19 protein-coding genes are annotated in these 15,051 nt (G+C 68.8%); 10 read left to right on the forward strand and 9 right to left on the reverse strand.

The features are described 5' to 3' along the window. Positions 1 to 423: 423 nt before the first annotated feature. The 7 genes from ACOJUJ_RS22560 (at position 424) to ACOJUJ_RS22590 (ending at position 4,502) form a co-directional block, all read left to right on the forward strand. Positions 424 to 1,569: a hypothetical protein gene (locus tag ACOJUJ_RS22560; protein ID WP_420129173.1), complete on the forward strand. Its 1,146-nt coding sequence runs from the start codon at positions 424 to 426 to the stop codon at positions 1,567 to 1,569. Further along, entirely contained in the window at positions 1,566 to 2,285 is a 720-nt protein-coding gene (locus ACOJUJ_RS22565; RefSeq protein WP_420129174.1) for a hypothetical protein, read from the forward strand. The genes ACOJUJ_RS22560 and ACOJUJ_RS22565 overlap by 4 nt, the downstream gene beginning before the upstream one ends. After that, on the forward strand, positions 2,282 to 2,698 hold the full coding sequence (locus ACOJUJ_RS22570; protein WP_420129175.1) for a hypothetical protein: 417 nt from the start codon (positions 2,282 to 2,284) through the stop codon (positions 2,696 to 2,698). The genes ACOJUJ_RS22565 and ACOJUJ_RS22570 overlap by 4 nt, the downstream gene beginning before the upstream one ends. Beyond that, positions 2,698 to 3,132 (forward strand): hypothetical protein, encoded by a 435-nt coding sequence (locus tag ACOJUJ_RS22575; RefSeq protein ID WP_420129176.1) that lies wholly within the window; start codon positions 2,698 to 2,700, stop codon positions 3,130 to 3,132. Before ACOJUJ_RS22570 ends, ACOJUJ_RS22575 begins: the two co-directional genes overlap by 1 nt. Positions 3,133 to 3,184: 52 nt before the next feature. Continuing rightward, entirely contained in the window at positions 3,185 to 3,664 is a 480-nt protein-coding gene (locus ACOJUJ_RS22580) for a hypothetical protein (RefSeq protein WP_420129177.1), read from the forward strand. Continuing rightward, positions 3,661 to 4,062 (forward strand): hypothetical protein, encoded by a 402-nt coding sequence (locus ACOJUJ_RS22585; RefSeq protein ID WP_420129178.1) that lies wholly within the window; start codon positions 3,661 to 3,663, stop codon positions 4,060 to 4,062. Before ACOJUJ_RS22580 ends, ACOJUJ_RS22585 begins: the two co-directional genes overlap by 4 nt. Before the next feature lie 65 nt (positions 4,063 to 4,127). After that, on the forward strand, positions 4,128 to 4,502 hold the full coding sequence (locus ACOJUJ_RS22590; protein ID WP_420129179.1) for a hypothetical protein: 375 nt from the start codon (positions 4,128 to 4,130) through the stop codon (positions 4,500 to 4,502). An 80-nt stretch (positions 4,503 to 4,582) separates the two neighbouring features. Here ACOJUJ_RS22590 and ACOJUJ_RS22595 read toward each other — a convergent pair whose 3' ends face one another. The 5 genes from ACOJUJ_RS22595 to trxA all read right to left on the reverse strand — a co-directional run bounded on the left by ACOJUJ_RS22595 (position 4,583) and on the right by trxA (position 8,382). Then, complete coding sequence (locus ACOJUJ_RS22595; RefSeq protein WP_420129180.1) at positions 4,583 to 4,813, reverse strand: hypothetical protein; 231 nt, start codon at positions 4,811 to 4,813, stop codon at positions 4,583 to 4,585. A gap of 155 nt (positions 4,814 to 4,968) precedes the next feature. Beyond that, positions 4,969 to 5,415, reverse strand: a complete 447-nt coding sequence (locus tag ACOJUJ_RS22600) for a hypothetical protein (RefSeq protein ID WP_420129181.1) — start codon at positions 5,413 to 5,415, stop codon at positions 4,969 to 4,971. Positions 5,416 to 5,972: 557 nt separating this feature from the next. Further along, positions 5,973 to 6,830 carry a 16S rRNA (cytidine(1402)-2'-O)-methyltransferase gene (rsmI, locus tag ACOJUJ_RS22605; RefSeq protein ID WP_420129182.1) on the reverse strand — a complete coding sequence of 286 codons (858 nt, stop codon included), beginning with the start codon at positions 6,828 to 6,830 and terminating at the stop codon, positions 5,973 to 5,975. 2 nt (positions 6,831 to 6,832) lie between these two features. Then, positions 6,833 to 7,822: a hypothetical protein gene (locus ACOJUJ_RS22610; RefSeq protein WP_420129183.1), complete on the reverse strand. Its 990-nt coding sequence runs from the start codon at positions 7,820 to 7,822 to the stop codon at positions 6,833 to 6,835. A 221-nt stretch (positions 7,823 to 8,043) separates the two neighbouring features. After that, a complete protein-coding gene (gene trxA / locus ACOJUJ_RS22615) occupies positions 8,044 to 8,382 on the reverse strand; it encodes a thioredoxin (protein WP_420129184.1) in 339 nt (112 codons plus the stop codon). 125 nt (positions 8,383 to 8,507) lie between these two features. Here trxA and mce point away from each other — a divergent pair, with 125 nt between their 5' ends. After that, positions 8,508 to 8,915, forward strand: coding sequence for a methylmalonyl-CoA epimerase (gene mce / locus ACOJUJ_RS22620; protein WP_420129185.1), 408 nt, complete (start codon positions 8,508 to 8,510; stop codon positions 8,913 to 8,915). Positions 8,916 to 9,085: 170 nt separating this feature from the next. Here mce and ACOJUJ_RS22625 read toward each other — a convergent pair whose 3' ends face one another. Next, complete coding sequence (locus tag ACOJUJ_RS22625) at positions 9,086 to 9,556, reverse strand: hypothetical protein (RefSeq protein ID WP_420129186.1); 471 nt, start codon at positions 9,554 to 9,556, stop codon at positions 9,086 to 9,088. Between the two features lie 656 nt (positions 9,557 to 10,212). Between ACOJUJ_RS22625 and ACOJUJ_RS22630 the strand changes: the two genes are divergently transcribed. Both ACOJUJ_RS22630 and ACOJUJ_RS22635 read left to right on the forward strand, forming a co-directional pair. Next, positions 10,213 to 11,364: an Lrp/AsnC family transcriptional regulator gene (locus tag ACOJUJ_RS22630; protein ID WP_420129187.1), complete on the forward strand. Its 1,152-nt coding sequence runs from the start codon at positions 10,213 to 10,215 to the stop codon at positions 11,362 to 11,364. Positions 11,365 to 11,602: 238 nt separating this feature from the next. After that, complete coding sequence (locus ACOJUJ_RS22635) at positions 11,603 to 12,001, forward strand: hypothetical protein (RefSeq protein WP_420129188.1); 399 nt, start codon at positions 11,603 to 11,605, stop codon at positions 11,999 to 12,001. 116 nt (positions 12,002 to 12,117) lie between these two features. Here ACOJUJ_RS22635 and ACOJUJ_RS22640 read toward each other — a convergent pair whose 3' ends face one another. The 3 genes from ACOJUJ_RS22640 to ACOJUJ_RS22650 all read right to left on the reverse strand — a co-directional run bounded on the left by ACOJUJ_RS22640 (position 12,118) and on the right by ACOJUJ_RS22650 (position 14,832). Next, complete coding sequence (locus tag ACOJUJ_RS22640; protein ID WP_420129189.1) at positions 12,118 to 12,390, reverse strand: hypothetical protein; 273 nt, start codon at positions 12,388 to 12,390, stop codon at positions 12,118 to 12,120. Next, entirely contained in the window at positions 12,387 to 12,947 is a 561-nt protein-coding gene (locus ACOJUJ_RS22645) for a hypothetical protein (protein ID WP_420129190.1), read from the reverse strand. Before ACOJUJ_RS22645 ends, ACOJUJ_RS22640 begins: the two co-directional genes overlap by 4 nt. Positions 12,948 to 13,218: 271 nt before the next feature. Then, complete coding sequence (locus tag ACOJUJ_RS22650) at positions 13,219 to 14,832, reverse strand: M28 family peptidase (RefSeq protein WP_420129191.1); 1,614 nt, start codon at positions 14,830 to 14,832, stop codon at positions 13,219 to 13,221. Between the last annotated feature and the right edge of the window lie 219 nt (positions 14,833 to 15,051).

Consider the following 15,051-nt stretch of genomic DNA (forward strand, 5'->3'; position numbering starts at 1 on the left):
GTTGAACTAGCACCTTATGCGACGTCCTCTAGGGTACGCGTTCCGCCAAACATGCCCCAGCCCGTGGCTGATTTTTCACTTAGTGGCGGATTAGGATTGACGTTAAGTCGAGCCCCGTTCAATGTGACCCCGCAGAGGTAGTGCGCTCCATCTTCTCTCACGCGGGAGGAAACGCATGCGACGGGATCGACAGCACGAGAAGGATGCGGGATTGTGCGTCATAGGGTGGGTACGACCGCCGGTGTCGGCTCCCGCTCGCTCTCATTCCGGCACCGAAGAACAGGTGCATGAGCGCCCGGTTGGTCCTACTGTCGCGCCGTCCTCCGCGCGTATGTTCGGGAGTGGGAACTGATGGGTGGGAGAAGGGGGTCACGCGGACAGGGGCGGCAACGCTCGCCGCGCCTGTGGTGCATCCCGCCCGCCATGCTGCGCGATCCACGCGACGGACTGGAGGGCGACCAGATTCTGGCTGAAACGCCAGACGAGTTGGGATTTCTGCTCTGGCGGACGGTGATGGACGTTACGCTGTGGGCCAGTGCGCCGGACGAGAAGCGCGTGAGCCTCTTCGCGGACGGTACGGCAGACACGCGGCTTGCCCTGCTCGCCGCGACGGAGCTTCCCGGCAAGGTGTCCGCGCCGGTGGATACGCTGCACGGGATGCTGTCCATCCCGAGCCGGGCGGATGCGGAAGTGGTGGCGGTGTGCTGCCTCGAAGTTGCCGCATGGGCAAGCGGCGCGAGCCTGCCGCACACGGCGGTCGCGTTTGCGCAGGCCGCCGCAGTGGCCGCGCCGAAGTTGGGGGAAGCGGCGCTGCACGTGGGCATGTACGCCCGCCGTGCGGATCAGGATGCGCGGGCGGAAACGTGGCTGCGGCGGGCTGTGGACGTGTGCCGCCGCGACGGCGACCGGGTGGCATACTCGTCCGCCCTGGCCGAATTGGGTGCGCTCTACGAGTGCCGGGAGAACCTGCCTGCGGCGAGCCGCTTCTACCGGTTCGCATACCGCGCCGGGCGGCGGTTCAGCGCGCGCCCGGCACGAATGCGGGCCGCGCACGGCCTGTTCCGGCTGGCGCGCCGACAGGGGGACGACGGGAGCGCGGCACAATTCGCGTTGGGCGCGCAGCGGGCGTATGAGCCCGATGCGGCGGGGGCTGCGGCCCTCCTGCTGGACCTTGGGCGTTTCTGGACGGATCTCGGCGAACCGCCACGCGCACGGAGTGCGCTGCGGCGCCTCGTCCCGGCGCTGGTGAACTTGGCGCCAGCGGATCAGCTCGCGGCCTTCGCGCTGACGGCGCGGGCGCGCGCAGAGGCGGGGAAACCCCGGTCGGGGGCCCCGGCGGCGGGTGCAGCGTGGGCGCTGCTGAAGGACGAAGGGATCGGTGGCGCCGTGCGGTATGCGGCGGCGGTGGACCTCGCGCACGCCGCACGCGTGGCGGGCGACCTGCCCGCGTTCACGCGGGCAAAGCGGGAGGCGTTGCGTCTGGCGCCGCGAGAAGAGTTTCCGGAGGCGGCAGAACGCATGGCGAAGCTGTGGCCGGACGGGGAACCGCCGGTGGAGTGTGCATCGTGACGGGGGCGGAGCTGGAGATAACGATCTACGGACCCGGATGGACGGCGGCGCGGCACCGTCTCGCGTCCGTGCGTCCCGCCGAAGCGCGCGCCTTGCTCGCGTCCGCCATGGACCGCGTAGAAAGCGGCTGGACCGCCATACTTCCCCTTCACCAGTGGCTGGAGCGGAACCGCGGGCGAGACAGCGCAGAGGACGATTACGGGTGCTTGCTGACGTACGCGGAAACGGAAGTGCGTGAGACGTTCCGGTCGATGGCGCTCGCTCTGGCGCATGTCGCGGCGGACTGGCCGGAGTGGGAGCGGGCATCCACCGAGGATGTGGCTGGCCTGCTGTCTACCTTCGTGCGCTACGTGACGGTGCTGGGGCTCGCCACCGATGCGGCCACGGTGCCACCGGAGTTCGGAAGACTGGTGCGCCAGGTCGCGCCGCTGGGTCTGACGGGTGAATGGTTCCACCAGCTGTCGGGCGTCGTTCAAGCGATCGAGAGACGCGCGACGGCACCGGGCACCGTGCAGGATGCTCAGGCAGCGGTGGAGTTCCTGACAGCGGCCCTCCCGGAAGCGGAGCGCGCGCGCGCCAGCGCGGCACTCCTGACCAACGTTGAAGCGCTGTACGCGCTGGCGGGGCCACCGCCGCCGGAATGGCTCGACCTTCTGCGGGAATACTTCGCCGGGCGAGCGCATGAGGCGAACCCTCCGCAGGAGTGCGGAGGATGACGGATTCCGGCCCGGCGCAGTGGACGCACTTCCGAGACATTCCACTTGAAGTGCTGCGCGACTTTGTGCGCACGCGTGCGGAAGATACTTCAATACGGCAGGTCGCCATCGATATGGGATTGGGACGGACTACGCTGCATTCGTTCATAGGGGCCCAGACCAGTCCGCACCCGCGCGTCCGCCGCAAAATCGCCCTGTCGTATCTGAATTGGCTACAGGCGGCGCCAGACATGGATCTGGTGCGGCCCTATGCGGCGGCGCTGGGCGTGTTGACGGAGGGCATGCCGGAGCGACAGCGGGAAGGCGCCGTCGAGATCGTTCTGGACGGCTTAGAATTGGGATTTTGCGGTGATGGCGAGTCCCCGCCGCGCTGGCTGGAAGCGTTGCGGGTAGTGACCCGCCGGAGCGCCTGATGACGCGCGCAAACCCGTTCGGGTGGACCGATCACCGAGACGTCCCGCTGGAGGTTCTGCGGGATTTCGCGCTAACGAGGGTGGAAGCTGGATCGATCAAGAGGGTAGCGGCCGAAATGGGGATCGGCCATGCGACGCTGCACATGTTCGTCAGCCGGGGATCGACGCCACAACCGCGTGTCCGGCGAATACTCGCGCTCTGGTATCTGGATTGGGTCACGAACGCGCCAGACTACGATCTTGCGCGGCCCTACGCCTCCGCACTGCAGGTGCTGACCGACGACATGCCGGAGGGGCAGCGGGACGAAACGCTAACCGTTCTCCTCGACGGCCTAGCGGCGGGCTACGTCCGTGGCGGGGAGTCCCCCCCGGCTTGGGTGGAGGTGCTCCGAACGGTAGCACATCGGCGGATGATGCCCATCATCATCAGTTGAAAGAAAAATCATCGCACTCGGCACCAACCGCACCATGAGAGAAGGCCCTCAGATGGAGCCGCCGCAAAGGATTCGCAAGCTGATCTCCGACGACAACCCCAACGATCCAGACGGGTTGCGTGCGCTGATGGAAAAGCTTTCTCCCCAGGAGGACGGGGCGGAACAGCGGCTGATCCCGCTGATGCGGGATGCCGTGATGGATCGGGCGGAGAGAACGTCCTTGCGCAACGCGGCCCGCGAGATCGGGATGAGCCCGTCAGGGCTCCAGAAGTTCCTCGAAGGGGGCATGCCGTACACCAAGACCATCCACCGGCTGCGGCTGTGGTATCTCCAGCACGCGGGGAACGCTGGTAACAGCATTACCCACGACGAGGCGCTTGCCGCCCTTCGCGTGCTGGTGCACGATCTTCCCCCCAGCACGCGAGCGGAAACAATGGAGGCGATGGCCGGCTGTGTGGGGCAAGGCTACGTCCGCATCCGCCGCGCCGTTCCGGCGTGGGTTGCCGAGATACGCGACGGCCGCGACAGGTGAAGGATTACCGCACACTTTCCGTGGACGTCTTGCGAGACTTCGCGCTCTCGCAGTCGGACGTAACGTCGCTAAGACAGGTCGCGGAGGAAATTGGAATCAGCCACAGCGCGCTGCACAAGTTCGTCACCGGCCAAACGGACCCGCAGCGGCGGGTGAAGCGGCTTATTGGTCTGTGGTATCTCGACGTGATCGAAACGGGGGATGACATAGACGTTGCGCGCCCGTACGCGAATGCGCTCGATACGCTGCTCTCGGGGGTGCCGGAGGTTCAGCGAGAGGCGACGGCGGCTGGAGTCTTGGCCGTGGTTGAACTCGCGTACACCGAGGCGGGAGCAGCGCCGCCGCGCTGGGTGGACGCACTCAGGGTATTCAGGAGCCGTCGAAGGAAAACGACCTAACAGCGACGGAAAGGAATGACAAACGCTAACCCGCGCAAAAGGTGAAAGACTATCGAGCAATCCCGGTGGACGTGCTGCGCGATTTCGCGCGGACGCAGACGGAGGTTACATCAATCCGTCGGGTGGCGGATGACGTGGGAGTGGGACGGAGCACGTTGCACAAGTTCATACTTGGCCGGACGGTGCCGCAGCCACGAATCCGGCGGCTGCTCGGGTTGTGGTACTTGGATCGGGTTGACGCGGCGCTGGACATGGATGTTGCGCGCCCGTACGCCGGTGCGCTGGACACCCTGTTGGCCGGATTGCCGGAAGCGCAGCGGATCGGGACGGCGGGCAAGCTGCTGGCCGATCTTGAAGTCGGATGGGAGGAAGCAGGGGTGCCCCGGCCTCGTTGGCTGGAACTGCTTCGGGAGGATGACGCCGGGGCGGTGCGTCTGTGATCCGGGGGCACCGGAAGGAAAACGGGGCCGCTTCCCTCGCTGGGGGAGCGGCCCCGTCGGCACCTCGGGGGGCGGCGGGATCATCCGGCGGGGGGCTGTGCGCGTGCGGCGGCGGCGCGGGCCGGGTTCCGGGCCTCCCACTGCCGCAGCCATCGGGCGAAGTCGGCCGCGGCGTTGGCGCGGGTGGTCCCGCCGCTCTGGTAGAGGCGGACGTGCTTGCGCATCGCCTCCGCCACCTCCGGGTCACGCGCAAGACCCTGCCGGTGGATCTTGTCGATTACCTCCAGATGTGCGGCGGACAGCGACTCCACGTATACTGGGCGTGCGGGGCTCCGTGCGGGGCTCCGTGCGGGGGTCGCGGCGCTGGGCGGGGCCACGCTCGGCGGAAGGGGCTGGGGGCGCGGCGCAGCCAGCGCAACGGCCAGGACAACGGTTACGGCTGCAGCAACGCCAAAGGCGCGCGGGGTCACTGGACCGCCTCCACCACGTGGGGGGTGGAGATACGGCCGATCTCCACACCATCGGAGAAAACCCGCGTCTGCTGGTCGTAGGTGCCTGCCGCCGGGTAGCGGTGATGGGAGCATATGCCGGTTGGTGGACTGACCGGCTGGCGAAGCTCCTGCAGGCGCGAGAAGTCGCCCCAGTCGATCAGCACCTGCAGGTCTGGATAACGGCCCAGAAGGCGCCAGAAGCCCCCGTCCGCCGTCCACCCCACGCCGGGGGTAAAGGTAGTGCCTGCCGGGGGCTCATGGACCTCGCCCCCGACTGCAACAAACGCCCAGGCACCCGCGTAGCGGGTGCCCACGTTCGACGCGCCGCAAGCGGGTGCCACGGGGTTGGCCGGGTCCCATTCGTCCGAGGCCGCGAACGCGGCCAACGACGCGCAAGCCAGCGCGATGAGAAAAGAGCGCATCGGTTCATCTGCTCCGGGTAAAGGGTGCACGAAAGACTGCCTCCTGTTTTACCCCGTGGCAGACACGGCGAGACGGGCCCGGTTATCCCCCCGTTCCCGGCAACGCCGGACATAGGCGTTCGCTTCCCCCTACGGTGGGCGAGCGGGGGGCTTGTCCCCCCCGAGCCCGCCGTCCGAAATTTTTTGTGGGAGGGGGCCAGACTTTCGGTTATTGGGCGCGTCAAGTAAGCACCTCGCACAGTGCTGCGGCGGGGCGCGGTGATGATGGGGCGGGGGGCGGGGGCCCGGTGTGCGTCGCTGGGGGCGCGGTGGTGGTGGGGGGCGCAGGCGGTCGGGTGGTGGGGCCGGGCGGGCTGCCCCTCCGGGCAAGGCGCCCGGCGGGAGTGGGATAGGTTGTGGGATAGGTTGGGCGGCAGAACAGGGCATTTCGGTCGTTGGAATCCGGTTAGCTCTTCCGGAATATCAAGGAATTACAAGGGTTTCCGGCTTCCGCGCGGGTTCCTCCGCTGACTCCGTGTGAGACCCATTCTTTTGCCGTTCCGCACAGTCCCGGACGCCTACGCCGGCTCCTCATCCGCGCCGGCGGCCTCGTGCGCGATGCGGTAGGCGTCGTTGCGCGAGATCCCCAGCCGCCGGCGAAGCTCCTTGGCCACGGCGCTGGCGGACTCGCCCTGCCGCAGCAGCGCCTGGGCGATGGAGTGCGCGGCGAGCGCATCCACCTCTTCCTCCTTCTCCACGTCCTCCCGCCGCGCCTCGACGATCACCACAACCTCGCCCAGCACCTCGGCATCCGCGTATCGCTCCGCGCCCTCCGCCAGCGTGCCGCGCCAGAACTCCTCGTGCAGCTTGGTAAGCTCGCGCGCCACGCACACCCGCCGCTCGCCCCCCGCCGCCTCCGCCAGGTCCGCGAGCAGCTTCCCCACCCGGTTGGGCGACTCGTACAGCACCACCGCGCGCGGCGAGGAGGCGATCTCCTCCATCATCTCCGCCCGCGAGCCGCCCTTGCGCGGGGGAAAGCCCAGAAACGTGAAGGTCCCCGCGTCGATCCCCGACGCCACCAGCGCGGCGAGCAGGGCCGAGGCGCCGGGGATGGGGACGACGTCGTACCCCGCCGCCACCACCTCGCGGACGATGCGGGCGCCGGGGTCGGACAGAAGCGGCGTTCCCGCGTCCGTCACCATCGCCACGTCGCGCCCCTCGCCCAGGATCTCCACGACCAGCGTGGAGCGCGACGCCTGGTTGTGCTCGTGCGCGGAGATCAGCTTCGCCGACACCCCCAGGTGCTTGAGGAGGATGCCGGAGCGGCGCGTGTCCTCCGCCAGCACCACGTCGCAGGCGTCCAGCACCTCCACCGCGCGGCGGGAGATGTCGCCCAGGTTGCCGATCGGCGTGCTGACGATGTAGAGGCTGGCCACGTTCAGAGCGCCAGCGCCCAGGGAAGCCGCGCAAAAAAGCCGTGCTCCGACAGCACGAACCGGCTGTCGCGCGCCACCTTTTCCACCACCGCGCCGGGGTCCACGCCGTGGTGGTCCGCCGCGGCGATCAGCACCTCGGTAATCCACCGCGCCACCCCCTCCGTCAGCCCGTCGGGCGAGGCCACGGGATCGCCCGCCACGCGCCCCTCGGGGGTGATGTCGAACGAGGCGACCACGGGGTGCTCCAGCGCGGCCAGCCCCTGCCCCTTCTGCATCATCTCCAGCGCCGTCTCACGCCCCGCCGCCAGCGCCAGCTCGCGCAGCGTTCCGCCGATCATCCGGCGGTACAGGTCCACGAACCCCGGCCCCGCCTGCACCGGCAGCTCGTCCAGTGATGGATACAGCGCCGCCTGCAGCACCGCGCCGGCGACGAAAAGGGAACGCAGGAACTCGGGGATGGGGACGGATTCGTCGCGCTCGCTGAACCAGCCGGTGCGAAAGGCCCCGCCCTCGAAGGCCAGGTAGTGGTGCTTGCCGCCGTCGTTCAGCTCCATCACCCCCGTAAAGCCGCGCTCGCGCAGGATGGGAAAAAGGCGCTCCGGACGCCCGGGATCCAGCTCCGCCGTCAGCGGCAGCGGATCGGTGACCAGGGCCGCCAGCATGGCCCGCAGCTGCGGCTCCGGCGCGCCAAAGTAGCCGATCTGCCCCCCCTCGCCACGCTCGCTTTCGGTGGACGCCAGCCGCAGCACTTCGGAAAGCGCGGCCGGCCCGCGCCCCTGCGGGGTGATGCGCGCCGCGTAGAACGGCTCGCCCAGCTTGAGAAAGATGAGAAAGCAGCGCTCGCCCAACTGCACGGCCACGTAGCCGGGCACGCGGGCCTGGCGGTCGCGCTTGCCGTCGCTCAGGATGCCGGGAAGGTTTACGTACGAAAGCTTGGTGCGCGGAAGGTACGCGGCTTCAAAAGGAAAGCGGTAGATCATTGTCGGGGGCATGACGGGAGCGGCGGGTACCCGGACCGCGCGGGGGTCACGATCCGTGCCGCGGCGCAAGCGTTTGCGGGGTTTGGAGATGCAAATCAGCCGCGGCGCGGCGGACTCGCAATGCGCAACCGGCGGCGCAGTTTGCGGGGGAGATCGGACGGGAGATCCAGGCCGGGCTCCGGGGAAAGCGATTCGGCCCACATCCCCCGGAACCCGTCCCTGTTCCCCGTCCCCTACGCCGCCAGGTGCTCCTGGATCTTGCGCTCCAGCGCCGGCTTGGGCACCGCGCCGACCACCTGGTCCACCAGCTGGCCGTTGCGGAAAAACAGCACGGTGGGGATGGAGCGCACGTTGAACTGGGCCGCGGTGTTCTGGTTGTGGTCCACGTCCAGCTTGCCCACCTTCACCTGGCCGGCGTACTCGTCCGCCAGCTGCTCCACGAACGGCGCGATCAGGCGGCACGGGCCGCACCACGCCGCCCAGAAGTCCACCATCGAGAGCCCGCCGTTGTCCGCGATCTCCGACTGAAAGTTCGCGTCCGTGATCGTCGCGACGTTGATGCTGTCCGCCATTTCCTGTCCCTTCCCCGTTCGGTGGGCCGCGAGGGCCCGTTGCCTGTAGCCGCGCCCGGCGCGCCGGGCTATCCTGTCGCGGCTTCTACCATCACCGTTCAAACCGACCGCCAAAACGGAGCCCGATGACCGAGCGCGCGCTGGACCACGTTGGAATCGCGGTGCACTCGCTGGACGAGTCGCTCCCCGTCTTCGAATCTATCACCGGCCACAAGGGGTACGGCCGCGAAACCGTCGAGTCACAGGGGGTAGAGGTGGTGTTCCTGGGCTCCGGCGAAGGACGCCTGGAGCTGCTGGCCCCCACCCGCGAAGACTCGGCCGTGGCGAAGTACCTCGCCAGGCGCGGGCCCGGGATGCACCATCTGTGCTACCGCGTCGCCAGCGTGGCCGACGAGCTTGACCGCTACCGCGCCGAAGGCCGCCAGCTGATCGACGAAGCCCCCCGCCCCGGCGCCGCCGGCCACCTGGTGGCCTTCGTGCACCCCAAGTCGACGGGGGGCGTGCTGGTGGAGCTGCTGCAGGAAGGGCACTGAAGGGAATAGGTAATAGGGAATAGGGAATAGCCTGCAAGGGATGAACGGCACGGGTTTTCCCGGCCGTTGCGCAGGCGCCGAGAGGCGAACGCGGACGAACTTGGTCCGTTCGATGCGTTGCCGTCGCCGTTCCTGCTATTCCCTACTCCCTATTACCTATTCCCTGCCGTTCAGCTTCTCCGCACGTCCATGGCGGCTTCCAGATCCACCACCTCCACCAGCCAGCGGCCGCCGGGGCCCTGCACCACGGTAAACGGCACGGTCATGGTGCGCTGCCCGCGGCGAATCTGCACGGTCACCTGGCGCGCGTCGGGGCGGTCCACCACGGGCACCACGCCGGTCATGGCATAGGTGTCGTGGCGCAGCACGCTGGCAATGGCCTGCATGCGCCGGTTCACCCGCGCCGGCGCCTGCTGCTCCGCCAGCGGCCCGCGCGCGGTGCCAAAGACGTAGCCCATCTCGGTGTACCGCTGCTGCGCGGCAAACCCCATGAACTGCTCCACGGCGGAGGCGGGCGCCATCGCGGCGCCCACGTTGGCCGGCGCGGGACCGCCCACGGGACGGCTGCCGCTACCGCCGCCGCACGCGGCGGACGCAACCAGAACTGCAAGCACCACGACGGGGAGATGCCTGGGACGCACGGGACCTCCGGGCGGGGGGATGTGGCTCACTCGGGAAAAGGCCGGCGGTCTGCCGGCACGCACAGTGTAACGGCCAGACGCATCACGGGGAAGAGCAGGCGCGCCGCGTGAGCGCCGCACGGGCCCTCGCGTGCGAACCCATGGGTCGGAGATGGCGGCGGCGAGGATGAACGGCCAGATGAGCGGACCAGATGAGCGGACCAGATGATCGGCCAGATGAGCGGGTGAACCCGCTGCTGGGACAGCGACAAGCCCCGCAAACGGCCGCGGGGCTTCAACAGCGCAACGGCAACCCGCATCTGAGGTTTGCCCGGCCGCGGACGCGCCAATGCCTGGAACGCCGCACACGGCTGGGCCGCCGAGTCCGCGCAGGCGGACTTCGCGATTTTCCAGCGGCGAATTCATCATTCGCTCCTGGAGACGGGGGCGCCACGAACCCGCGGCCTTCATGACAGGTCGCTGCGCATCGCCCCACTCTCGCACTCTCGCACTCCCGCACTCCCGCCCTCACGCACTTCCGCACGCCCACGTAAGGCATTTCCCCCTGTCGCGGGGGTTTGTGACGGGGTATTCTGGGCGCGGCGGGGTGGACTCCGCACGACGGATCGTCATCATCACCGATGCGCCCCATGGCGTTGGATCAGAAATCGAGCAGCATGAGCGAGCATAGCAGCAGCACGGCGACGGCAGCGGTGCCCACCGACATCACCGACCCGGTGAACGCGCAGATCCTGGCCGTCTCCGAAGACCGCGTGCAGGGCTTTCAGGCGGAGCCGTTCGTGGAGATCAGCCGGCTGAGCGGCGTTCCGCTTTCCACCGTTCTGGAGCGCATCCGGGCCATGCTGGAGGCCGGCGTCATCCGCCGCGTGCGGCAGACCATGCTGGCCACCAACCTGGCCCCCGGCGCGCTGGTGGCGTGGAAGGTGGCGCCGGACCGGCTTGACGCGGCGTTCAACTACATGTTCCGCGAGGACCCGTTCTCCGGCCACGTGGTCATCCGCTCCACCGACGCCGAGACCCGCGGCTCCGTTTACCGCCTGTGGACCACGCTCAAGGTGCCGCAGGGCTTTTCGCTGGAAACGCACGCGGAATACCTGCGCGGGAAAGTGGGGGCGGAGGCGTTCAAGCTGATGCCGGCCAGGAACCTGTTCACCCTGGGCGTGGGCCACGTGCGGCGGCGGGGGATGGAGCCCGGCGCCCGCAGCGAGGAGCTGGGCCACGTGCAGGACACCGTCGTCGTGGAGTTGACGGAGCTGGAGTGGCAGGTGCTGGGTCCGCTCAAGCGCGAGTTCGCGGCCGGCGAAATCACCGAAAACCCGTGGGCCGCGCGCGCCGACGAGGCGGGTGTGCCGCTGGACGTCTTTCTGGCCACCGCGCGCGGGCTGAACGAGCGGGGCGTCGTGGGCCGGTTCAGCACCTTTCTGGAGCACGTAAAGCCGTCGGCCACGGGCGAGCGCGTGACCCGCTACAACGCGCTCTTTCACTGGCAGGTGCCGCCGGGGCGCGAGATGGACGCGGGGCGCGAGGTGGGCCGCCACTACATCATGACCCACGCCTACTGGCGCGAGGGCGGGCCGGAGTTCGGCAACGTGAACGTGATGGGCGTGGCGCACGGCACGGAAAAGGAAACCGTGCTCGCCCACAAGGCCGCCATCGACCGCCACCTGGAAGAAGCCGGCATTCCCGTCGGATACACGAACGTCTTCTGGGGCGGGCGCAGCGAGATCAAACCGTCCGAAATCCTTCCCTCCGCGTACCGCGCGTGGTGCGCGCGCGAAGGGATCGACCCCGAATCCATGCGCGGCTGAGGGGCGCTGCGGATGGACGGATGAACGGGCGGCCCGGGAGCGATGTTCCCGGGTCGCCCACTTTGCAACGTCTCTGTCACGGCCGTAGCGCGCTTTTCAGCGCGTTTTCTCGTTGCGCCGCGCAGGGATGGGAAGCGAATGTCGCGTTGCGAGCGAAATTTCCGAAAAATGGATTCCCGATCAAAGTTCTCTGTACAAAGCTCTTGATTTTCCGCGCGACTGCAGGCAATTTCCACACATGGCTCAAGCACTCAACGAAAAGCAGGCTGATCTGCTCCGCTTTCTTACGCGGCAGGCGGATCCTGTACCTACCGACGACCTGGACGGCCGCATTATTCGCGCGCTCAAGCTTCGCGAGTGCATCGTGGAGCGGAACGGGCACGTGACCGTGACCGAAGAAGGGCGTGCCGCGCTTGAAGACAAGCCGCAGCGCCGCCGCCGTGGCCGCCGCCCCAACGTGGAAAAAACCGCCGGCCACGCCCGCGCGCAGGCCATCCGCCGCGCCATCGCGGCGCTGGAGCGGGCGCTGCCCAGCGAGGCCGAGGTCGCCGTCGGCAACATCTTCGCGTACGCGGACGACGTGGTGGACGGCTTCAGAAAGTACGCGCGCAAGCTGGAGACGCGCGGCAAGGAGTGAGGTTCTCCCAACGGGAGAAAACGATGGGCGGGACGCGCTGAATCAGCCGTCCCGCCTTTCTTTTGTTCCACCACCGGGGTGCAATGTGCGCCACTCCCTATGGACCGGCGGGCGGATTACTCCGCGTCCTCGGTCCAGTCCGTAAGCCGGTGCAGCAGCCGGTCGATGCGGACGCGCAGGTCCAGGTCCGTCACGTGCCCGGCCGCCGCGCGCAGGTAGGAGATCAGCAACCCGATCTCCCCCTGCGCCAGCTCGCGCGCAAACAGCAGCGGGTTCAGGCCCAGGTCCGAGGCGGCGATCTCCACCGCGCGCTCGCTAAGCTCCGCCAGCTCGTCCGTGTCGCCGCCGCCCAGCTCGGCCTCGTGCCCCGGGGCGTGCAGCCCGCTCACTGCGGCCGCTCGGGCGGCATTGCGTTCATCATCCCCGCCAGGCTGCCGGTCAGCAGCACGCGCCACTGTCCCTCGGAGCGCTGCAGGGGCATCACCTGCACCTGGTCCAGCGACTGCCCGCCAAAGTTCATCCGCATGCGGTAAACGACGTGCGCGGTGGTATCGCCCTCCATCACGTGGCCCAGAATGCTGACCTCGGTGCTGGCCAGAATGGCGCGCAGCTCCCCCTCCAGCTGGTTGCGCAGCACCCGCTCGAACAGCACCGTGGGCGCCAGCGCGCGCAGCTCCTCGATGCTGCTGACGCCGAACATCTCGCGAAACTCCGCGTCCTCCGTGGCGCCGGGAATCGCCGCCAGCCCGGTAAGGGTGGTCTTCAGCTCCTCCAGCGCCTGCGGATGCATGAGCGCCGCGTTGGCGGCAAAGTCGCCGCTGCGGAAGGTGTCGTAATAGCGCTGGGCCACCGCTTCCGGCGTGTCCTGCGCCGCCGCGCGCGACGGGAGCGCGCACAAGGCAAGGAGCAGCGGCGCGCCGCGCAGGATCCGGTTCAGAATCATCATCACGTCTGGTCAGGTGTGTAGTTTCGCCAAGCCGCGGCGCACGACGGACGATCCGCGCCACGCCGCGCTCGTCGTCAGCAACGAGCATCGAACTGGCGCCGGCGGGGGGCCCCACCCCCCCGGCCCCCCCCACCCCCCCCCCCCCGCTAGTGGGGGGGGGGGGGGGCGGGGGGCCCCCCCCGGGGGCGCCCCGGCACCGGACTCTCCGACGACGCCTCAGACTCCCCGTACTCTCGTACTCCGTACCTTCGTACCCCGTACCCTCGTACCCCTACCTCGCCGGCCGCCGGAACTCCGCGTCCGCGTTCCACGTCGGCATCGTCCCGCCGTTCGCCAGCTGCAGGCCAAAGCCCAGCACCAGCTCCGACAGCTGCGCGGCGCCGCTCAGGTCAAAGTCCGGGCGGTACTCGTCGCAGGGCTGGTGATAGCAGCGCGAGGTGTACGCCTCCTCCTGCTGCGCGCCCCAGCCGGCCGGCTTGCCCTCGTACTCCGTCCCCGCGGCGATGGAGATGGCGGGAATGCCGGCCTTGGCGAAGGAAAAGTGGTCGGAGCGGTAGAAGTAGCCGCGCTCCGGGTGCTGGTCGGGCGCCGTGCGCCAGCCGTGCGGCTGCAGCGTGGAGGCGAACAGGGGCCCCAGGCTGCTCTTGTTCTCGCCCAGCACGCGAAAGTCCAGCGACCGGCCAAGGATGTTGCCGCCATCCACGTTCAGGTTGGCGACGATGCTGGCGATCGGCACGCTGGGGTTCCGCGCGAAGAACTCCGACCCCAGCAGCCCCGACTCCTCCGCCGTGACGAAGACGAAGATCAGCGATCGCTTCGGAGCCGGGCCTTCCGCCGCGGCACGCGCGATGGCGAGGATGTTGGCGGTACCGGAGGCATTGTCCATCGAGCCGTTGTAGATGGAGTCGCCGTTCACCGCCGGGCCAATGCCCAGGTGGTCCCAGTGCGCGCTGAACGCCACGTACTGGTCGCGCAGCGCGGCGTCGGACCCGCGCACCACGCCCACCACGTTCTCCGACTCCAGGTTCTGCACCGTGTTCTGGAACGCCGCGTTCAGCGTGATGCCCGTGGCCACGGGGCGAAAGTCGCGGCGTTCGGCGCGGCGGCGCAGGTCGGCCAGGTTCAGCCCCGCCTGCCCCAGCAGCGCGGTCGCCGCGCTGTCGGTAATCCAGCCGCGCACGCCCAACGGCGCCGGCAGGTTGGCGTCACGCGGCAGCATGCGCTGCTCCTTGGCCCACGAGCCCACGACCGTGTGCCAGGGGTAGCCGGCCTGCTCCGTGGTGTGGACGATGAGCATTCCCGCCGCGCCCTGCCGCTCCGCCTCTTCGAACTTGTACGTCCAGCGGCCGTAGTACGTCATCGCCCGGCCGCCGAACAGGTTGGGCTCATTGGCGGGCGCGGGCGGATCGTTCACCAGCACCATAAGCACCTTCCCCCGCACGTCCACGCCGTCAAAGTCGTCCCAGTTGTACTCGGGCGCCTTCGATCCGTATCCCACGAACACGATCTCCGCGTTCACGGCGCTGCGCTCGGCCGCCGAGCCGGCCCAGACTACGACGTCCTCCGGGTAGCGCAGGGTGGCGGTCGCGCGGCCGGCGGCGCTTACGCGGATGGTGGAGGGGACGGCGCCCACGATGTCGATGGGGACGCGCTGAAAGTAGCTGCCGGCGTTCCCCGGCTCCACGCCGCTCCCGCGCAGCTGCGCCGCGATGTACTCGGCGGTCAGGCGGCCGCCGCGGGTGGCGGGGGCGCGGCCCTCCAGCAGGTCGGAGGAGAGAAAGCGCAGGTGCCCGTCAATCTCGTGCGGGGTAATGCGCGGGGCCTGTGCGGCGGCGGGAACCGCGAGCAGCGCCGCGGCCAGCGCGGACGTCAACGTACGTCTCATCGGATTTTCGGTGGATGAGGAGCGGTGGATCTGGATTCGGTTGCATCCCAACCTATTGCGCCCCATCGCTGAAAAAAACTAAGACAGCAATAGAAACTGGTCTGCCTGCTCCTCGAGGCTGGTGAGATAAGCCTTGGGATCTCGGCGGAATCGAAGGCCACGGCGCCGGACGTGGCGGCGCGCTTCGAGTTGCTGACGCAGTTCCATCCAACGTGCGGG

It is taken from the genome of Longimicrobium sp., assembly GCF_048594345.1.
In the GTDB taxonomy this organism is placed as follows: domain Bacteria; phylum Gemmatimonadota; class Gemmatimonadetes; order Longimicrobiales; family Longimicrobiaceae; genus Longimicrobium.

Bases quoted from the DNA above. Each gene is read 5' to 3' on its own strand.
- ACOJUJ_RS22560 (WP_420129173.1), top strand. From the start codon at position 424: ATGCTGCGCGATCCACGCGACGGACTGGAGGGCGACCAGATTCTGGCT.
- ACOJUJ_RS22570 (WP_420129175.1), top strand. From the start codon at position 2,282: ATGACGGATTCCGGCCCGGCGCAGTGGACGCACTTCCGAGACATTCCA.
- ACOJUJ_RS22575 (WP_420129176.1), top strand. From the start codon at position 2,698: ATGACGCGCGCAAACCCGTTCGGGTGGACCGATCACCGAGACGTCCCG.
- ACOJUJ_RS22580 (WP_420129177.1), top strand. From the start codon at position 3,185: ATGGAGCCGCCGCAAAGGATTCGCAAGCTGATCTCCGACGACAACCCC.
- ACOJUJ_RS22600 (WP_420129181.1), bottom strand. From the start codon at position 5,415: ATGCGCTCTTTTCTCATCGCGCTGGCTTGCGCGTCGTTGGCCGCGTTC.
- ACOJUJ_RS22610 (WP_420129183.1), bottom strand. From the start codon at position 7,822: ATGCCCCCGACAATGATCTACCGCTTTCCTTTTGAAGCCGCGTACCTT.
- trxA (WP_420129184.1), bottom strand. From the start codon at position 8,382: ATGGCGGACAGCATCAACGTCGCGACGATCACGGACGCGAACTTTCAG.
- mce (WP_420129185.1), top strand. From the start codon at position 8,508: ATGACCGAGCGCGCGCTGGACCACGTTGGAATCGCGGTGCACTCGCTG.
- ACOJUJ_RS22630 (WP_420129187.1), top strand. From the start codon at position 10,213: ATGAGCGAGCATAGCAGCAGCACGGCGACGGCAGCGGTGCCCACCGAC.
- ACOJUJ_RS22635 (WP_420129188.1), top strand. From the start codon at position 11,603: ATGGCTCAAGCACTCAACGAAAAGCAGGCTGATCTGCTCCGCTTTCTT.
- ACOJUJ_RS22645 (WP_420129190.1), bottom strand. From the start codon at position 12,947: ATGATGATTCTGAACCGGATCCTGCGCGGCGCGCCGCTGCTCCTTGCC.
- ACOJUJ_RS22650 (WP_420129191.1), bottom strand. From the start codon at position 14,832: ATGAGACGTACGTTGACGTCCGCGCTGGCCGCGGCGCTGCTCGCGGTT.